13 protein-coding genes are annotated in these 18,657 nt (G+C 42.5%); 6 read left to right on the forward strand and 7 right to left on the reverse strand.

Going from position 1 to position 18,657, the window contains the following annotated elements; all coding sequences use genetic code 11:
- The 3 genes from cobA to L0B18_RS17630 all read left to right on the forward strand — a co-directional run bounded on the left by cobA (position 1) and on the right by L0B18_RS17630 (position 2,324).
- Positions 1 to 816, forward strand: coding sequence for a uroporphyrinogen-III C-methyltransferase (gene cobA / locus L0B18_RS17620; RefSeq protein WP_234573186.1), 816 nt, complete (start codon positions 1 to 3; stop codon positions 814 to 816).
- Positions 806 to 1,582: a phosphoadenylyl-sulfate reductase gene (locus L0B18_RS17625; RefSeq protein ID WP_234573308.1), complete on the forward strand. Its 777-nt coding sequence runs from the start codon at positions 806 to 808 to the stop codon at positions 1,580 to 1,582. The genes cobA and L0B18_RS17625 overlap by 11 nt, the downstream gene beginning before the upstream one ends.
- 61 nt (positions 1,583 to 1,643) lie before the next feature.
- Complete coding sequence (locus tag L0B18_RS17630) at positions 1,644 to 2,324, forward strand: precorrin-2 dehydrogenase/sirohydrochlorin ferrochelatase family protein (protein ID WP_234573188.1); 681 nt, start codon at positions 1,644 to 1,646, stop codon at positions 2,322 to 2,324.
- A gap of 64 nt (positions 2,325 to 2,388) precedes the next feature.
- Here L0B18_RS17630 and L0B18_RS17635 read toward each other — a convergent pair whose 3' ends face one another.
- The 4 genes from L0B18_RS17635 to L0B18_RS17650 all read right to left on the reverse strand — a co-directional run bounded on the left by L0B18_RS17635 (position 2,389) and on the right by L0B18_RS17650 (position 10,785).
- Positions 2,389 to 4,743 (reverse strand): ABC transporter permease, encoded by a 2,355-nt coding sequence (locus tag L0B18_RS17635; protein ID WP_234573190.1) that lies wholly within the window; start codon positions 4,741 to 4,743, stop codon positions 2,389 to 2,391.
- Between the two features lie 83 nt (positions 4,744 to 4,826).
- A complete protein-coding gene (locus L0B18_RS17640) occupies positions 4,827 to 7,187 on the reverse strand; it encodes an ABC transporter permease (RefSeq protein WP_234573192.1) in 2,361 nt (786 codons plus the stop codon).
- A 364-nt stretch (positions 7,188 to 7,551) separates the two neighbouring features.
- The gene (locus L0B18_RS17645) at positions 7,552 to 9,927 is read right to left on the reverse strand and encodes an ABC transporter permease (protein ID WP_234573193.1); all 2,376 of its coding nucleotides are present in this window, start codon (positions 9,925 to 9,927) and stop codon (positions 7,552 to 7,554) included.
- Positions 9,928 to 10,095: 168 nt separating this feature from the next.
- Positions 10,096 to 10,785, reverse strand: a complete 690-nt coding sequence (locus L0B18_RS17650; protein ID WP_234573195.1) for an ABC transporter ATP-binding protein — start codon at positions 10,783 to 10,785, stop codon at positions 10,096 to 10,098.
- A 133-nt stretch (positions 10,786 to 10,918) separates the two neighbouring features.
- Between L0B18_RS17650 and L0B18_RS17655 the strand changes: the two genes are divergently transcribed.
- Positions 10,919 to 11,278, forward strand: coding sequence for a four helix bundle protein (locus tag L0B18_RS17655; RefSeq protein ID WP_234573197.1), 360 nt, complete (start codon positions 10,919 to 10,921; stop codon positions 11,276 to 11,278).
- 64 nt (positions 11,279 to 11,342) lie between these two features.
- Here the strand turns inward: L0B18_RS17655 and L0B18_RS17660 are convergent, their stop codons facing one another.
- A complete protein-coding gene (locus tag L0B18_RS17660; RefSeq protein WP_234573198.1) occupies positions 11,343 to 12,593 on the reverse strand; it encodes an efflux RND transporter periplasmic adaptor subunit in 1,251 nt (416 codons plus the stop codon).
- A gap of 270 nt (positions 12,594 to 12,863) precedes the next feature.
- On the opposite strand from L0B18_RS17660, the gene L0B18_RS17665 reads away from it, so the two are divergent.
- Together L0B18_RS17665 and L0B18_RS17670 are read left to right on the forward strand one after the other, a co-directional pair.
- Positions 12,864 to 14,246, forward strand: coding sequence for a sigma-54-dependent transcriptional regulator (locus tag L0B18_RS17665; RefSeq protein ID WP_234573200.1), 1,383 nt, complete (start codon positions 12,864 to 12,866; stop codon positions 14,244 to 14,246).
- A 162-nt stretch (positions 14,247 to 14,408) separates the two neighbouring features.
- Positions 14,409 to 15,773 (forward strand): sensor histidine kinase, encoded by a 1,365-nt coding sequence (locus L0B18_RS17670; protein WP_234573202.1) that lies wholly within the window; start codon positions 14,409 to 14,411, stop codon positions 15,771 to 15,773.
- Positions 15,774 to 15,776: 3 nt separating this feature from the next.
- On the opposite strand, the gene L0B18_RS19980 is transcribed toward L0B18_RS17670, so the two are convergent.
- Together L0B18_RS19980 and L0B18_RS17680 are read right to left on the reverse strand one after the other, a co-directional pair.
- Positions 15,777 to 17,267: a magnesium chelatase gene (locus L0B18_RS19980; RefSeq protein WP_234573203.1), complete on the reverse strand. Its 1,491-nt coding sequence runs from the start codon at positions 17,265 to 17,267 to the stop codon at positions 15,777 to 15,779.
- 60 nt (positions 17,268 to 17,327) lie between these two features.
- Positions 17,328 to 18,608: an anthranilate synthase component I family protein gene (locus L0B18_RS17680; protein WP_234573205.1), complete on the reverse strand. Its 1,281-nt coding sequence runs from the start codon at positions 18,606 to 18,608 to the stop codon at positions 17,328 to 17,330.
- Positions 18,609 to 18,657 lie beyond the last annotated feature (49 nt).

Below are 18,657 nucleotides of genomic sequence, written 5' to 3' on the forward strand. Positions count from 1 at the left end.
ATGAGCAGATTACAGCATTTGAATAAAGGAACGGTGTACCTGGTGGGTGCCGGCCCCGGCGATCCAGACCTCATAACAGTAAAAGGGTCGAAAGTTCTGGAATTGGCGGATGTCATTGTGTATGACAGGCTTGCCAATCCAGAACTTCTGGGGCTTACCCGTGAAGATTCCGAACATATTTATGTGGGTAAAACCCCGGATAAGCCATCGGTATCCCAGGAACAGATTAACCAGATATTGGTATCCAAAGCGCTGAGTGGCAAACATGTTGCACGACTCAAAGGAGGCGACCCGTTTGTTTTCGGACGAGGCGGAGAAGAGTGTGAGGCTTTACGTGCCCACGGTGTTCCCTACGAAGTGATACCCGGTATCAGCAGTTCAATGGCTGCTCCCGCATTTGCTGGGATTCCAGTAACGCATCGAAAAATTGCCCGATCGTTTACCGTGGTTACCGGACATACCATCACAGGCTCGGATGATTTTGAAAACTGGTGCCATCTCGTTCACGCCGATACCCTTGTCATTTTGATGGGAATGCGGAATCTCGCCAATATTTCTGAAACACTCATTCAACTGGGGAAAAACGCAGATACACCGGCTGCTGTGATTCAGGAGGCTACTTTTGAATCCCAACAAGTTGTCGTCGGCACGCTTGCTGATATTTCTCAGAAAGCTTCGCACTTATCCTCTCCGGCCACAATCGTTATCGGGGAGCTTGCCTCGCTGAGCCATGATTTGGCATGGTTCAACAATGAGAATGAGTTAGAAACCGTGACTGAATCTCAACCCCAACTGCTTGCCAACTATGCAGGATGAAATTCGGAAGAATATGCTGGACGTTCTTGAACCGGGTAAAACAGAAGTGAAATTTTCAGAAAACGAACTGGATCAGTTAAATCAACAATTCGAAAATGCTGATCCCATTGAAATTCTCTTATGGGGATTTGAAACATTCGGAGGCGAAATGGTTTTGGGAACAGGTTTTGGATCTTCTGGAGTTCTCCTGATTCATTTCCTCCGGGAACACAACATTGACATCCCGATTTTTTATCTGGACACAAATCTCTTGTTTGATTCTACCTATGAATTGCGGGACATACTTGAAGCTCGATATAACATCGATATTACGAGAGTCACTCCCGAACTTTCTCTTCAGGAACAAGCAGAACGATTTGGCGATGAACTCTGGAAAAAAAATCCCAATCAGTGCTGTTTTTACCGGAAAGTGCTGCCTTTGAAAAACTATCTCTCAGACAAAAAAGCCTGGGTGACAGGACTCCGGCGCAGCCAATCTGAAACCAGGACACAAGCCCGTATCATTGAATGGAATGAAGAAAACGAAGTAATCAAAATCAATCCACTTGCAAACTGGAGCGGAAAAAAAGTCTGGGATTCTATCCATCATCTGGATTTGCCTTATAATCCGCTTCATGATGAAGGTTATCCAAGCATCGGCTGTATTCCGTGTACCCAACCGGTGGATGCCTCCAAAGAAAGTGATGACCGAAACGGCCGCTGGAATGGCACGGATAAAACCGAATGTGGAATTCATTTTCCAGATCATTATAAGAATGGGAGCTAAAATCCCCCTTTGAAGGGGGAATTTCAAATCGATATCAATCAAACCTTTACAAAACTTAAACATGTCAAAAGCTTTAGACGTCTACCCCATTTACCTGCGCCGGTTGAGTGAACGAAAAACTGTGATCATCGGGGGAAACTGGGAAGCGGAAGGAAAAGTGAAGGATTTTCTGGATCGCGGTGCGTGGCTGACAGTCATCAGTCCCGAATTAAATGAACAGCTTCAGGAGTGGGCAGATGAAGATCGGTTTGAATGGATTCCACGGCAATATCAATATGGGGATTTTGAAGGTGCTTCGGTTGTAATTGTAGCTGAATATGAAGGTAATATCAACGAAAAAGCTTATCAAGAAGCCGAAGAACGAAATATTCTCATCAATGTGATGGATGATCTGCCGCACGCCAATTTTGCGTTTGGGTCGATTGTAAAACAAGGTCCGCTGACAATCTCCATTTCAACGGGAGGTGCGGCTCCCGCTTTGGCTGTTCGACTCAGACAGCGATTCGAAAAGGAGTTCGGAAAAGAGTATGGCGAATTCCTGGAATTTATGCAGAGCCTCAGAAAGCCAATGAAAAAACACATCCATGAATTTGATACCCGAAAAAAACTCTGGTACGAACTGATCGATTCTGAAATCCTTACCCTCTTCCGTGAAAGAAAAGTTGATGAAGCGCATCAACGAGCAAAAGAAATTTTGGGTAATGAACTCGTGGAAGATGCGCTGGCTGATTTGAGCTATTAGCCATAAGACTTTAGCTATCAGGTCTTTTCTGAAGTCTGATAGCTGAATGCTGACAGCTCGTTCATCATTCACTCCTTAAACTTTCGATTGGATTTATTGATGCTGCACGAGCAGCCTGCCAGCTAACGGTAATCAAAGCAATGACAATAACGGCCAGCCCTGAGATTAGAAACGGCCAGACGGAGAGATCTATCCGGTAAGGAAAATTCTGGAGCCATCGGTGAGTAAAAAACCACGCCGTTGGCCAGGCAACGAGACTTGAAATTAAAACGAGATTCAAGAACTCTTTTGATATGGGCCGAACGATTCCAAAAACCGAACTACCCAGAACTTTACGAATGCCGATCTCTTTGGTTCTGAATTCCGTTTCGATGGCTACGAGGCTATACAACCCGAGAAAAGCGATAAAAAGTGCCAACATTGTGGAGTACAAAAAAAGCTGTCCCATTATATTTTCCCGACGATAGAGTGTATCGAAAGCATCATCCAAGAACCAATATTCGAACGGAGCAGAAGGAAGTACTTCTGCAACCGCATTTTGTATTTGCGGGATTGCCGTGCCGGAAGTGATGGCATTATTGTCAATGCGAAGAGCAAGTTGGCCAAGATATCCGGCAGTTCCGCTGTTTGCGATAATTAACGGTTCGATTTTATCGTGCATGGAAGCAAAATGAAAATCCTTTACAACGCCGAGCACCTCATGAGTTCCACTTCGTTCAATCGTTTTCCCAAGGGGATCTTCCCATTGCAGCATGTTAACAAGTGCTTCATTGATTACATAAGCATCCCGATCCGCTTCCATGTCAGCACGAAAAATTCTGCCTTCAACAATGTCAATATCAAACGTTTCCAGAAAATCGCTGTCTGTGTGAATAACATGCACGAGCTTGTGCGAATCAAAACCTTCCGGAAGATAGCCGTTTGCTTCCACTCCCCGATACGGTATTTGTGAACAGAGTGTAGCACCTTCCACGAATGGAAAATTCAGAACCTCTTCTTTGATGAGTTGATTATTGGCTTTCATTTCATCTGTCGGCAGATTCACCACAAGAATATTGTTTTTATTGAAACCAAGAACTTTGTTTTTCATAAATACCTGCTGTTGATAAATCACCAGGGTTCCAAAAATCAAAAGTACCGAGATAAAAAATTGGACAAACAAGAGGCCATTTCGAAAACCTCCTTTCCCATGACCGGATAGCAATGAATTCTTTAAAATTTTTACCGGTGAAAGGGATGCAAGATAGAATGCCGGAATGCTGCCGGCCGCAATGCCAACTAATCCCGCAATGGCGATCAAAACAAGGATAAAATATGTAGAGTAGAGAGATGAACGCGGTAACTCCTGCCCCAAAATTTCGGAATAGGTGGGAAAAACAAGCTCAATCAGTAAAATGGCAACAGCGGCGGCGATTGCCGTGGTCAGAACGGATTCAGCCAGGAATTGAAAAACAAGTTGTCTTTTCTCCGCTCCCATCACTTTTCGGACGCCGGTTTCTTTCGCCCTTCGGGTCGATTGTGCAAGAGAAATGTTAATAAAATTAGAACTGCCCATGATTAAAATCAGCAGGGCGATAGCACCAAACTGAAGGATTCTCCGGAACAAGAACCCCGGATCATAAAAAAGGTGAATATCAGGAAGAGGTTCGAGTGTTAAGTGATAGGTAATGGCAATGCTTTCATCCAAATACTTTCCTATAAAATCATCCAAAAGATCCTCAAACTGTGAGGGATCGACCTGCTCCTGAAGTTGAATAAATGTTGTGTACTGATTTCCGCCATTCCAGCCCATAAACATATTTGGATCCTGGTATAGAGTACTGAACGAAATAAGTGCATCAAATTGAATAGAGGAGTTTATGGGCGGGTCTTGGACAACGGCTGTAACTGTATATGTTTCGCCACTTTCCGATTGTAAGGTGTTTCCCAGAACCTCTTCACGACCCCAGATATCTTTTGCTTTTGAACGGGTAACTACAATTGAATAAGGTGAAGCCAGAGCTGACTTTGGGTCTCCCGAAAGAATATCAAATGAAAAGATGTCGAAAAATGTGGAATCGACATGATGAATTTCGTCAATTCGATAGGGATTATTTTGTGAATAGAAATATTGGCTGACGGGCTGACGCACCCGGGTAAAATTTTCGACCTGTCGAAAATCATTTTTCAGGGCCGGTCCAACGGGAGCCAGAAACGTGTTGAATTTTCCGATACGCCCTTCCCAGTTTTCCTCCACAGCAACCCGGTAAATGTGATCTCTGTTTTCATGAAAACGGTCGTAACTCCACTCAAACTTCAGATAAATAAAAATCAAGACCACAGCCGCAATCCCGATGGATAGCCCAAGTATATTTATAAATGAATACTGCCTGTTTTTCCACAGATTTCGTAATGCAATTTTGATGTAGTTTTTAAGCATAATCTTAAGCTTTTAGCCATCAGACTTCAGCTTTCAGCTTCTCTTTTCTGAAGTCTGATAGCTGAGTGCTGACAGCTTGTTTTTTATTCACTCCTTAAACTATCCACCGGATTGGCTCTTGCCGCACGGATTGCCTGCCAACTTACGGTCAACAGGGCGATTACCAATGCACTCATCCCGGCGAGGATAAATGGCAATACGGTCAACTCGATGTGATAGGCATAATTCTGTAGCCATTGATTTGTGGCTAACCATGCGATGGGCCATGCAATCACATTGGCTATTACAATCCATTTCACGAAATCTTTGGTCAGCAGGCCAACAATTCCTGAAACAGTGGCTCCTAATACTTTTCGAATTCCGATCTCTTTTGTCCGCCGATCCGCAATAAATGCGACAATACCAAGTAAACCGAGAGAAGCGAGTATAATTGCCAAAACGGTAAATAATCCCACCAACGTTTTTGTATTCTGTTCCGCCTCATAAAGTTGGCGATATGCTGATGAGACAAACTCGTATTCAAACGGAATACCGGGATTGAATTTTGCCCATGTGGACTCAATTGAATGAAGTGATTCACTGACATTATCAGGTGACAACCGAACCAGTAAAACGGCATTATACCACGGCAGCATATCAAACGCCATCGGTTCGATAGGTACATTCAACGGGCGATAGTGAAAGTCTTCCACCACTCCAACAATTCTCCCAACTTTGCCATACAGCGAGAACATCTTTCCGATGGGATCTTTCAGTCCCATTCGTTCAACGGCAGTTTGGTTCAGTATAAAATTTCCGCCATCTCCATTATTTACATCTCCCGGATAATCACTGGAAAATCCTCTTCCTTCAACAATATCAACTCCCAGAGTTTCAAAATAATCAAACCAGATGCTGTTCCAATGAATCTGGACGGATTGTCCGTCTTGCTGACCTTCCCATGAAGCATCACCCGCAGAGGTCTCAATATTTTCCGGAGATGCCACCGTCATGGTCACATTCTGAACGCCGGGATATCTCCTCAGTTCATCGCTAAATGCATCAAAACGTTCTGATCGTATGCCGCTTCCCAAAGGCATTGTCATCGGGATGGAGACAAGTTGGTCACGGTCAAACCCCGGCGATTTTTGCTGCATAAAACTGATTTGATCCTGAATAACCAGGCTGCCGGTAATCAAAGCAATTGTGAGGATAAACTGGACTAAGATTAACGGATGAAATATTTTATTTGATTGTGTAATGCGACTTTTACTTCGAAATGTTTCTCCCACTCTCATTCCTGAAAACCTGATTGCAGGAAAAATTCCAACAACAATTCCCATAAGAGTGGCTAAACTAATTACCAGAATCATTGCATCTGTTGGAAACTGGTCAACATTGAAAACAGCCTGGGATGTTAGCTGGAGAAATACAGGCCTTGTCAACTCAATACAGATGATCGCGATACCGGCAGCAATACCGGTATAAAGAAACGCCTCTGTTAAAATTTGTTTGATAATATGTCTTCTTCCTGCTCCATACACTTTCCTCAAGTCGATTGCACCCCGGCGTTTTAAAGTCATCGCCGATGTAAGCGTTACAAAATTGATACAGGCCATAGCAAAGACCAAAAGGGAAATCAACGCCAAACTATACATCGTTCGCTTGTCCGTGTGATTCGCAAAATCATGGAGAACATTCGAGGCAAAATGGATGTTCTTGAGAGGCTGAAGGTACAACTGATCGCTGGATTCCTGTACATATTGGTCATGAATCGGTGCGATTTTCTTTTCCAATTCGCCCCAGTCAGCATTTTCATTTAAAAGAATATATGTGTGAATTTCATCAAAACGGTGCCATTGTTCTTGTGCGATTTCCCGTCCCATTTGGTCAGCCAGTTCCAAAGGAATCAGGGCCTCAAAATTTAGATGAGTGTTGACCGGCAGATCTTCAAAAACCGCTGTAATCACAAGAGACCTTTCCTCTTCAATATCCAGTCTCTCACCAACAGGGTTGACGTCTTCACCAAAATATTTCTCGGCAAAACTTCTATTAATAGCGATTGAATTATCCACATCCAGCGAATGCTCCAGGTTGCCATGCAGAGCCTTGAGAGAAAAGATTGAGAAAATAGACGGATCTACCGCCATGATTTGATTTTCTGAGAAGCTCTGCTCACCATGATGAAGTGTGATATCTGCAAATGGATGAAGCCGAACAGATTCAACGACTTCAGGAAATTCACGCTCCAAAAGGGGCGCCAGCGGCGTTGGGGTTGCTGAACCGTAGTGGATTCCGTCAGAATCGTTCATTTCAAGCTCAACCCTGTAAATCCGGTCGGCATTATCGTGCACATTTTCAAAACTAAACTCCTGGATCAGCCAGTAGAACATCCAGAAAGAAACGGTAAGTCCAATCGCCATTCCGGAGATAAGAATGAAAGTCTGCATTTTCTGTTTCGCCATGGAGCGAAAGGCGGCTGTAAGGTTGTGTTTGAACATATTATTATACTCCCATTCAATTATAAAAGCCTCTTTTATCTTTAATAACTAGTATCTCAAAAAACTATTTTAAAGGAACTTTCTAAGGACTTTGCTTCTTCCCTATTATTCAATAAATACTTCCTCTTTTTTAGAGATCAATAATCATACCAAACTGAAGAATGCAGCTTCTTTTTAAAGATAGAAGGTTTGTATGATTTAAGCTGTCCGATACCAGACAGGGATTGTTCGAAAATGAACGGTTTTATTTGTTGTAAGTTGTTAGTAGTCCGTTGTTTGTGCCGGGTCTTAACAACCAACAACAGACCACGAACCACAAACTAAAAAGTCATTCACTTCTCAAACTGTCTACGGGATTTTCAAACGCGGCTCTGATGGATTGCCAGCTTACGGTAAGAATTGCAATCAGTAAGGCAGCTCCTCCGGCCAACACAAATATATCAGCACCAATATCAATGCGATAGGCAAAATCGGTTAGCCATTGATTCATGGCATACCAGCCAACAGGTATGGCGATCACAAAACCAATGATTACTAACAGTACAAAATCTTTGGAGAGAAGAGCCATAATATTTGATACAGAAGCTCCCAATACTTTTCGAATCGCCAGTTCCTTGGTTCTGCTCTGAATAAAATATCCTACCAAACCAAGTAGCCCCATTCCCGCGATAAACACAGCCAACAAAGTGAAAGAAGTAACGATCCTAAGGAAATTCTCATCGGCCCGATAGTATTCAGACAGATAATCATCTACGAAATGATATTCGAATGTGGAGTTCGGATTTACTTCGTTAAAAGCATCTCTGATAAAACTTAGAGCAGATTGAGTTTGGCCTTCGGCAAACCGAACAATCATATTCACGTTGAAGCCGATCTGATACATAACCAAAGGCTGTATGGTTTCTCTGAGTGATGCAGTATTAAAATCTTCAATTACGCCTACAACTTCATACATCGGTCTTTCGTCAGCCCTTGGGTCTGTTCTGGTGATTTGTTTCCCGATGGGATTTTCTCCCAAACCAAATCTCTGAACGGCTGTCTCATTGATGATGACGGATTGCTGATCATTCTCGGTAAAGTCTCTCCCCTCTTTGATATTCATTCCAAAAACATCCACAAAGTCAGGCCCCACGAATCCCATTTCTGCATATTCTCCAACTGTTTCACCCGGCAACCAATGTTGTGCATTTGCATATTCCCCTCCTGGGTACATAGGCGCGGAAGTAATACCGAGGATATTTGAATTTGCAAGGAGCTTATCTTTTAAAGCCTGGAAACCGTTCCGTTCTTCACCAGTTCCCAATGGAATAACTATCAAATTGCTTTCTTCAAATCCTAAATCTTTTTGCTGAATAAACCGCATCTGTTTCAGAATAACGAGAGATGAAACCATCAGGGTGATACAAATCAAAAACTGGAAAACCACCATCGATCGTCTGCCCCAGGAAAATGAATTTTTTGTGTTGACTCCGGCATCTCCTTTCAAAACTTTCTTTGCTGAAAAAGAGGTCAGATAAAATGCGGGATAGATTCCTGCTAATAGAGCCGTTAAAACCATCAGACTAACAAAAATACTCATGCTGACCGGTTCAAACAGCATACTTGAATTCAACTCCTGGTTGAAAAGAGTATTAAAGCCGGGGAGAATCGTTTCAATAATCATTAATGACAGCAAAAAAGAGATCCCCGTTAAGGCAAAGGCTTCACCCAAAAATTGAAAAATCAGGTGAGCTCTTCCCGAACCAAGTGCTTTTCTGATGCCTACCTCTTTCGCTCTTTTTCGAGCCCTGGCTGTCGACAAATTAATGTAGTTCACGCATGCATTCAGAAGAATCAAAAAGGCAATGGCAAGAATAATCTGAATGGTTCGAATACTGCCGTTCTGTTCCAGTTCTCCCTCCAGGTTGGAATAGAGGTGAATATCGGTCAGCGCCTGAGGTGTATATGTAAACTCAATACCCAATTCTTGTGCCTGCTCCCCAAATTTACTCTCCAGGATGGATGGAAGCTTTTGCATTAAAGATTTGATAGATGCTTTTTCTTCAAGCAAAAAATACGTTCGGTTATTGAAAGAAAACCAACTGTCGTCCTCAGAAGAACCAAGGGTATTGAAGGTTGCAATAAACTGGGGACGAAAATGAGAATTGGCCGGCCAGTCATCAACGACTCCCGTAACCCTATAGGTATCGTTACTAAGTTGAATAGTTTTTCCCAATGGATTCGCGCTATTAAAATAAGTTTCGGAGACCGATTGTGTAATGACAATAGAATTGGGATTACTTAAAAACTCAGGCTCATTCCCTTCTATAACAGAAACCGAAAAGATGTCGAAGAAATTCTGATCCGTCCAGTAAAAATCTTCAATGGTAACCGTTTGATCCTCAATTTCTATTCTTGCACTATTTGTCCGGCTGAGGTGAGTGGCCATTTCCACTTCCGGCAGTTCGTCCTTTAATGCTTGAACTAACGGAACTGGTGTATACGCTCTCTCAATCACTTCATTCTCCGTTTCTGCAACAGAGGTCATCCGGTAGATTCGGTCTGATTTTTCATGAAACGTATCAAAACTCAGTTCATACCTCGCAAACAGAACAAGCAGAAGGCAGGCAGACAGACCAATGGTTAAACCGGCTATATTGATAAAAGAGTAGGTACGGTCGCGAATTAAATTCCGCCACGCAATTTTGATGTAGTTTATAAGCATGTCTCTCGGTTTTGGTGAAAAAAATATATGATCAGAGATATTTAGAACATCACTGATTATTTACCTGAACTCCCGTACCACTATGTATAACAAATTAGCTGTCAGACTCCAGCTCTCAGTTCTACGCATTAATACTCTGATAGCTATTGGCTGACGACTGAAAGCTACTTAAACATGAAACCCTTCCTGCATATTCTCCGTCACAACATGGCCATCGAACAGGTGAATCACGCGTCGGGCATAGTCGGCATCGTGGGGGGAGTGAGTTACCATGACGATGGTGGTTCCGGCATCGTTGAGTTCCGCCAACAGTTTCATCACTTCGTCGCCATGATCGGAATCGAGGTTTCCGGTCGGCTCATCGGCGAGGATTAATTTAGCATTCGCTACAACGGCACGCGCAATGGCCACCCGCTGCTGCTGACCACCGGAAAGCTGCTGTGGAAAGTGATTGCGCCGATGCATCATTCCCATTCGTTCCAGAGCTGTTTCTACTTTCTCTTTTCGTTCTTTGGAATCCACACCTAAATAAAGAAGAGGCAGTTCCACATTTTCAAAAACGGTCAGTTCGTCAATCAGGTTAAAGCTTTGGAAAATGAATCCAATATTTCCTTTTCGGAGCTGGGCTCGTTCTCTTTCCGAATGGTTGGAAATCTCATGATCCATAAAATAATATTCTCCTTCAGAGGGATTATCCAGCAGCCCCATAATATTCAAAAGAGTCGATTTCCCGCATCCTGAAGGACCCATAATGGCACAAAATTCACCTTCTTTAATTTCAAGATTCACATCATTCAAAGCAGTCGTTTCCACTTCTTCAGTGATGTATACTTTTCTAAGATTCTTTGTTTTAATCATGGCTTTGTTCGTTTTGTTGTTTTGTACGTGTATAAATTTTTGTAAGGAATTCGTGGTTTTGGGCTCTTATAAATAAGAGTTCGTAGTCAGTGGCTTGTTGTTAGTTGTAACTATTCATCAAAAAATTTAAATAATGTCTAAATCTAATTTTGAGACGCTTGAAGTCTATCAACTTTCCGAAACGTTGGCTGATAAAATTTGGAGTGTCGTTATAGTCTGGAATTACTTCGCTAAAGATACCGTTGGCAAACAACTTGTCCGTGCTGCTGATAGTATTGGTGCCAATATTGCGGAAGGAACTGGCAGAGGTACTTTTAAAGAAAATAAACGATTTGTTAAAATCGCCAGATCTTCTCTTTATGAAACCAAATTCTGGCTCAAAAGAGCTTCCAAACGAAATTTGATTAGTAAGAAAGAACTTCATGAACTCGCTCCTTTAATTACTGAATTAGCACCAAGATTAAATGCATATTTAAATTCAATAGGGAATTAGTCAGTTGTTGGTAGTATACTTGTTGAAAACCACCACTAACAACCTACAACTAACCACATACAACTTATTCTAACACCAAAACCTCATTATCACCAAATGTATCATAGCTTGAGGTGATGACTTTATCTCCGGGCTCAAGACCGGACAATACTTCGAAATACTCGGGGTTCTGTCTCCCTAAACGGATTTCGTGACGCACAGCCCGCGTTTCCTCTTCATTCAGCAGGAAGACCCAATTACCACCGCTGGTTTGATAAAATCCGCCACGTGCCAGACGAACGGCCTGGGCAGATTCTCCCAGTTCAAGCCGGATTCGAACAGTCTGGCCGCGCCGTAATCCTTCAGGTGCATCGCCCGGAAATTCCATATCCACTTCAAATTGCCCATCTGTAATAACCGGATAAATTTTTGTGATCTCCAGTTCATGATCTTCCCCATCAAAAGGAAACGACCCTTCGAGACCCGGAACAATCCTGGACAAATGAAACTCATCAATATTCACTCTCACTTTGTAATCATCCAGATTGTCAACCTGTCCAATTCGCTCTCCCGCAGAAATGGATTGCCCCTGGTTCAGCTCAATCGTACTCAACTGACCCGATGCCGGTGCGGTAACCGTTAAATTCTCCAGAATCTGCTGAACAGCTTCCAAATTTTGGTACATTCGCTGCTCCGAGTTATCCAACTGGCGGGATTGTGTTATGGTTTGAAGTGAATCCTTTTGGTATGATTCGTACGTCAGTTCATACCGTTTCTTCTGATAATCATAATTTGCACTGGTCTCTTCAAATTCCTGTTGAGAAATTAAATCATCTTCCCTGAGCTTCCTTTGGCGCTCATACTGGGCTTCTAAAATTTCCATCTGAGATCTTGCATTCGCCAGCTGTTCTTGAAGTTGCAACGTGTTTTGTTCGAGATTCAACCGCGAATTCCGAACATTGTTAATCTGATCATACAGTGCAGATGTCTGTTGCATTACCTGGAGTTGCAGGTTCGAATTAGACATCGAAAGAATCGTATCTCCCTCCTCAACCATCGTACCGGATTCGAGATAAACCTGCTTTACAACCCCACCTTCAATCGCATCAAGGAAAATGGTTTCGATCGGCTGAACCGTCCCCGTTACCTGGATAAACTCCTGGAATACATCTTCCTGAACCGTAGAAACGGTTATTCGCTCTCTTTCTACATTTAACGTCGATCGTACATCCATAAACCCGAGCACATACACAATCAATGCAACCAACAGTACTCCTCCGGCAACCATCGAAATCCGTTTGGTTGTCCAGGTTTTCTTCTCAATTTTTCGATCCATTCCCATATTTAAAAAGTAATTCTTTTGTTTTGAGTAATTTTAGTTCAACAAACGTGCCAAACTTCTAAATCGCGGTTTGAACAAGTTGAGCAAATATTCTATCCATTTATCTGTACGGAATGCAACAGGCAGTGTTCGATTTCGTACACTTTTTTTGATAGAACATGCAAATGCAGTTACTAATCAGCTATTTTACCCCACTGGTACGATTTTTGATTACTTTGGTGTGTCTCTACGTGATGTTAAGGAAAATGTTTAAGTATAAGGGCTATGAATAAACAGTTAAAAATGGGTCGGGTTCTTGTTGTTGATGACGATAAAGATGTTTTGCATGCAGCCCAGCTTTTCCTCAAACAACATGTCCAAAAAGTTCATGTTGAATCTAATCCCAAGGAAATTCCCAAACAACTTCAGGAGAACGATTATGATGTGGTTCTTCTCGACATGAATTTTCATGATGATGTAAGCAGTGGTGAGGAAGGATTTTACTGGCTGGATAAAATTCTGGAAATCGATTCTTCTTTGGCGGTTGTACTGATAACCGCCTACGGTGATATCGAAAAAGCCGTAAAAGCGGTTAAAAAAGGCGCCTCTGATTTCGTGTTGAAACCCTGGCAAAATGAAAAGCTTTTGGCAACCGTTCATTCAGCCGTTAATCTTAGCACATCCAAACGAGAAGTTCAGCAGTTAAAAAGTAAATACGACACGCTTCGCTCCGATCTTGAACAGCCCTATCAAAATATAATTGGTACAAGTCCGGCTATGCAGAAGGTCTTTCACACCATCGAAAAGGTGGCAAAAACCGATGCCAATGTATTAATTACGGGAGAAAACGGAACCGGTAAAGAATTGGTAGCCAGGGCGGTTCATCGCCGGTCCAACCGCAATGAGAATACCTTTATCACGGTCGACATGGGTGCCCTCCATGAAAATCTCTTCGAAAGTGAACTGTTTGGACACGAAAAAGGAGCATTTACCGATGCGCGGGAATCGCGCGTGGGACGATTTGAAATTGCCAACGGCGGTACACTTTTTTTGGATGAAATCGGAAACCTTCCCCTGCATCTTCAACCCAAATTATTGTCCGCTCTCCAAACTCATAAAATTGTGCGAATCGGCTCCAACAAACCGATTGAGATTGACATACGGCTTATTTGTGCCACAAATGAATCCCTTAAAGAAAAAGTGGCCAACAACACGTTCCGACAGGATTTACTTTACAGGATTAACACGATTGAAATTCACCTTCCGCCTCTCAGAGAACGAAATGAAGATATCGATCTTCTGGCCGACCATTTTCTGCAGCAGTACAAAAAGAAATACAAAAAAGAGGATCTAAAACTATCAGATAAGGCGTTGGCTCATTTAAAATCGTATCATTGGCCGGGGAATATTCGTGAACTGGAACATGCTGTTGAAAGGGCTGTGATTCTTTCAGACGAGTCCGTTTTATCACCCGGCGATTTTCTGCTCACATCCGGAACAGGAGCTTCTCATGAAATTCCTGTAGACGATCTGAATCTTGAAGAAATCGAGAAAACCGTGATCCAAAAAGCACTCGAGAAACATCAGGGAAATATCTCACGCGCAGCGGATGATCTGGGCCTGACCCGAACCTCGCTGTACCGAAGAATGGAGAAGTATGAGTTGTGAGTTTGATTGTTGTTAGTTGTGTGTTGCCAGTTGCCAGTTGCCAGAAATCATGTTAACAACTAACAACTGACCACGAACAACAAATTTGTAAATTGAAGAGTAGACAACTACGAAAGCAATTATCCCATAATAGGCAATAGGCAAAACAATGATATCAAAAATATGATTAAACGCTTTCGTTTGGGCATTTTAATCCGGGTACTGTTGCTGACAGTAACCCTCTTTCTCCTTTTGTACTTGTTGATGGAAACTCAATATTACATCAGCATCGGCTTCCTGGTTATTCTGACGATTCTTCAAATCATTTTTCTGATCCAGTTTGTTGAAAAGACCAACTTGCTTCTCACGCGGTTCCTGGAATCCATTCGCTATTCTGATTTCACCGGCACTTTTCAAAATCATGGTTTGGGAAGTAATTTCAAGGAACTGAATGAAGCTTTTGCACGCGTTATCGATAAATTCAAAGAGGAACGGGGAAAAAAAGAAGATACACTCCGATACTTGGAGACTGTTGTTCAGCATATCGGTATCGGGCTGATTTGTGTGAATGCAGACGGAGAAATTGTTCTCATTAACCGGGCTGCAAAACGCCTCTTCGGTTCTTCAAATCTGAGAACCATCAACTCCTTCAAAAATATTTCAGGGAAGCTTGCCGAAACGATTACCAAACTGGAAGGTGGCGGCAGATCACTTCTAAGGATCTCTGTTGCTGATGAGATTCTGGAGCTCGCCATTGATGCAACTGAATTTCGAATGCGGGGTGAAGCCTTTAAATTGGTTTCTTTCCAGAATATTCAAACCGAACTTGAACAAAAAGAGATGGAATCGTGGCAGAATATCACACAGGTGCTGGCGCATGAAATCATGAATTCCATCACTCCAATTGCCTCCCTTTCCGGGACCATCCACATGTTGGTTCAACAGCGTTCAAAACAAGAGAACAATCAGGTATTGCTGGATCCTGAAACGGCTGGTGATGTGAATGAAGCTCTCAACACAATCAACAAGCGCAGCCACGGCCTGATGCGGTTTGTAAACTCCTACCGGGATTTCACACAAATCCCCACTCCGAACTACGAACATTTTTCTGTGAAAGAACTGCTTCACCGAATTGAACACCTGATGAAAGCGGAATTTGAAAAACAGGGGATTACTGTTAAAACCGAACTGCAAACAGAAACGCTTGAACTGCATGCCGATCCCCAACTTATTGAACAGATTCTGATTAATCTGACCAAAAATGCCCTGAGAGCTTTACGAAGGGTTGATGATCCCGAATTAACCTACAAAGCCGGGATCAATATTGACGGACGGGTTTTTATTGACATTATTGATAACGGTCCCGGCATCAAAAAAGAAGATCTTGAGAAAATCTTTATTCCGTTCTATTCAACCGCGGGAAATGATCCGGATAAAGGCACGGGAATTGGCCTGAGTTTATCCCGTCAAATCATGCGACTTCATGGCGGAGCACTTCAGGTTCATTCTGAGCCCGAAAAAGAGACGGCTTTTACATTGAAATTTTAAAACTCAGCCCTCACCATAATCTTCATCATCAAACCCGGTCATGCCACCAAGCATGCTTCCCAACATGTCGGAGTAAGTTCGGGTTTCGTCCGTATCTTCTTTTCCAAGCTTTGAATTTTGATGTAAGGCTTCAATAACCAAATCCATCAATGCATAGATGTTATCATCAGAATCGTTAGCATATTTTTTTACGATTTGGCTCAGCCCTGTTATCTGATCTAACCGGTTTTTGTACCCGGTAGTACTTAACAAGTCTGGAATTTCAAGTGAATTTCCCTTCGCAAACCAGTCCAGAATATCCTGGTATTCACCTTCTTCCTCACTTTCCGACCGTCTTTGGGGATCCGGGAAATAGCTCTTGAATGTTTTATTCACCGCTTTTCCAATGATGTGCTTGGCTACATTCGTTGCCCCTTCCTGCTCGCCTTCATACACAAGTTCCAGCTTTCCGGTAAGGGCCGGAATCATTGCGTAAAGATCCGTAATCCTGAGAGTTACCTCTGATTCATCATTACTTACCGCCCGGCGTTCAGCAGCAGAAATAATTTGCTCCATCGCTGTAATTGTCATCCTGGTAGACACACCACTTTTCTGATCGATATACTCGCTGTTTCGGGCCTCAAAAGCCACATTTTCCAGAATCATACGATAGCTGTCCGGTATGTTCACTTTCACTCCATCCTCCCGATCGGTCCACGACTCCTGCTTTGTGATTTCCACAGCAACATCCATTTCACGCGGATAGTGTGTGATGATTTGTGAATCAATCCGGTCCTTCAGAGGCGTAATGATATTTCCGCGGTTTGTGTAATCTTCGGGATTGGCAGAAAACGCCATCGACACATCCAGCGGAATTCGAATATTGAAACCACGAATTTGAATATCTCTTTCCTGCATAATGTTGAGTAAGGCTACCTGGATTCTCGGCTGTAAATCCGGAAGCTCGTTAATTACAAAAATGCCACGGTTTGTGCGTGGAATTAACCCAAAGTTGATTACTTCTTCATTAGCCAGAGCCAATTTTCTTGAAGCAGCTTTAATAGGGTCCAGGTCACCAATTAAATCGGCAACGGTTGTATCCGGAGTGGCTAATTTTTCTCCATATCTCCGGCTTCTGTGAATCCATTCGATTGGAGTTTCATCTCCTTCTTCATCAAGCAGGTCTTTGGCATATTTCGATACGGGTTGAAAGGGATCGTCATTCACTTCAGAACCTTTAACGATCGGCATGTATTCATCCAATAACTGGACCAACATCCGTAAAATCCGGGTTTTAGCCTGTCCTCTAAGTCCCAGTAAGATTAAATCGTGCTTGGCAAGAATTGCATTTTGAATCTGTGGAATCACCGTTTTTTCATATCCCAGGATTCCAGGAAATAATGCTTCTTTGTTTTTCATTTTCCGAATGAGGTTTCTCCGCATTTCCTCCTTGATGGATACGGATTTCCAACCACTTTCTTTTAACTGGCCAAACGTTGTTTCTTTTTTTGTCATCTCAATTTGTTGATTCAATGCTTATTTAACTCTTTAACTTAAAAACCAAGAGCTTCATTTCTAAAGATTGGATTCTTCTGCAAAAATTTCTGTCAAATTCCTGGATTTTATCATACACTCTTCCCATTCCAACTCCGGGTCAGAATCGCTGGTAATGGCTCCACCCACCGGGTAAAAAAGCGAGTCGCCTTGTAAAATGGCCGTCCTGATGACAACGTTAAAATCAAAATCATCGTCCGGAGTTATATAACCTATGGCACCTGAGTAGATTCCACGTTTATACATTTCAATTTCATCAGTGGTTTTCATTACTTCAATTTTCGGCGCGCCGGTCATCGAACCCATCGGGAAACAACTTTCAATAATATCAACAAGATCAATGCCATCGCGTGCAACGGACTCAACCGTTGAAATAAGCTGATGAACGGTACCGAATGTCTGAACATCATACAAATTGGATACTTTCACCGACCCCGGTTTTGAAACTCTTGCAAGATCGTGCCGCACCAAATCAACAATCATCAAATTTTCCGCACGATTTTTTTCATTCAGAAGTTGTTTACGATTGATGGCATCCAACTCACTATCCTGAGACCGGGCGGCAGTTCCCTTAATTGGCTCGGACAGAATACTGTCTCCCTGTTTTTTCAGAAATTGCTCCGGAGAAGCACAGCAAACGGAAAATTTCTCATCAGAAATAAATGCGCCAAAAGGTACGGGATTGATGTCACGCATTTTGGAATAGAGCCAAAAAGGATCACCCATGTAGGACCCACATAATGGAAAGGTGTAATTCATTTCATAAAAATCACCATTGTGGATCTTCTTCTGGATAGTTTTAACATTCCGGATATACTCATTCTTACGGATTAATGCCCCCAGCTCATTTTCAATCGAACCGGGAAGAGGGTTTTTTGAGTTCATCTCAACAGAAAAATCTCCCAAAAGAACTTCCGCTTCATTGTTTTCAATTTTGATGAGAATTTCAGGTTCCATGAAATAGAGATCAGGAACGTCCGTCAGCGGTGAATTTAGTGATTCCAAACCTTCGGTATGATTCTTCAGATCATAACCCAAAAATCCAAAAAGCCATCTTTTCTTTTGAGCACGAAACTGTTTCAGAGCCTCCCATGGATTCATCTCCAAGGTTTGTTTATCCCCATTTTCTACAATCTCAACCTTTGTACCGGTTGCGGTTATTGAACTTTGGGGTTTGGCTGCGATAAAAGAACTTTTGGAGGAGCGATGATCTTTCAGTTGAGATTCAAGAATCATCAGAGGATATCCACTCAGACTCTCATAAATCCCGTCGATCGTCAAATTTTTAGGAAGTATTTCCATGGGGTGAATGATAACAGATTTATTATTTACAATGAACAAGTTTCGTTAT

It is taken from the genome of Rhodohalobacter sp. 614A, assembly GCF_021462415.1.
Classification (GTDB): Bacteria; Bacteroidota; Rhodothermia; order Balneolales; family Balneolaceae; genus Rhodohalobacter.

Bases quoted from the DNA above. Each gene is read 5' to 3' on its own strand.
- L0B18_RS17645 (WP_234573193.1), bottom strand. From the start codon at position 9,927: ATGCTTATAAACTACATCAAAATTGCGTGGCGGAATTTAATTCGCGAC.
- L0B18_RS17660 (WP_234573198.1), bottom strand. From the start codon at position 12,593: ATGGATCGAAAAATTGAGAAGAAAACCTGGACAACCAAACGGATTTCG.
- cobA (WP_234573186.1), top strand. From the start codon at position 1: ATGAGCAGATTACAGCATTTGAATAAAGGAACGGTGTACCTGGTGGGT.
- L0B18_RS17625 (WP_234573308.1), top strand. From the start codon at position 806: ATGCAGGATGAAATTCGGAAGAATATGCTGGACGTTCTTGAACCGGGT.
- L0B18_RS17670 (WP_234573202.1), top strand. From the start codon at position 14,409: ATGATTAAACGCTTTCGTTTGGGCATTTTAATCCGGGTACTGTTGCTG.
- L0B18_RS17655 (WP_234573197.1), top strand. From the start codon at position 10,919: ATGTCTAAATCTAATTTTGAGACGCTTGAAGTCTATCAACTTTCCGAA.
- L0B18_RS17665 (WP_234573200.1), top strand. From the start codon at position 12,864: ATGAATAAACAGTTAAAAATGGGTCGGGTTCTTGTTGTTGATGACGAT.
- L0B18_RS17630 (WP_234573188.1), top strand. From the start codon at position 1,644: ATGTCAAAAGCTTTAGACGTCTACCCCATTTACCTGCGCCGGTTGAGT.
- L0B18_RS17635 (WP_234573190.1), bottom strand. From the start codon at position 4,743: ATGCTTAAAAACTACATCAAAATTGCATTACGAAATCTGTGGAAAAAC.
- L0B18_RS17640 (WP_234573192.1), bottom strand. From the start codon at position 7,187: ATGGCGAAACAGAAAATGCAGACTTTCATTCTTATCTCCGGAATGGCG.
- L0B18_RS19980 (WP_234573203.1), bottom strand. From the start codon at position 17,267: ATGACAAAAAAAGAAACAACGTTTGGCCAGTTAAAAGAAAGTGGTTGG.
- L0B18_RS17650 (WP_234573195.1), bottom strand. From the start codon at position 10,785: ATGATTAAAACAAAGAATCTTAGAAAAGTATACATCACTGAAGAAGTG.
- L0B18_RS17680 (WP_234573205.1), bottom strand. From the start codon at position 18,608: ATGGAAATACTTCCTAAAAATTTGACGATCGACGGGATTTATGAGAGT.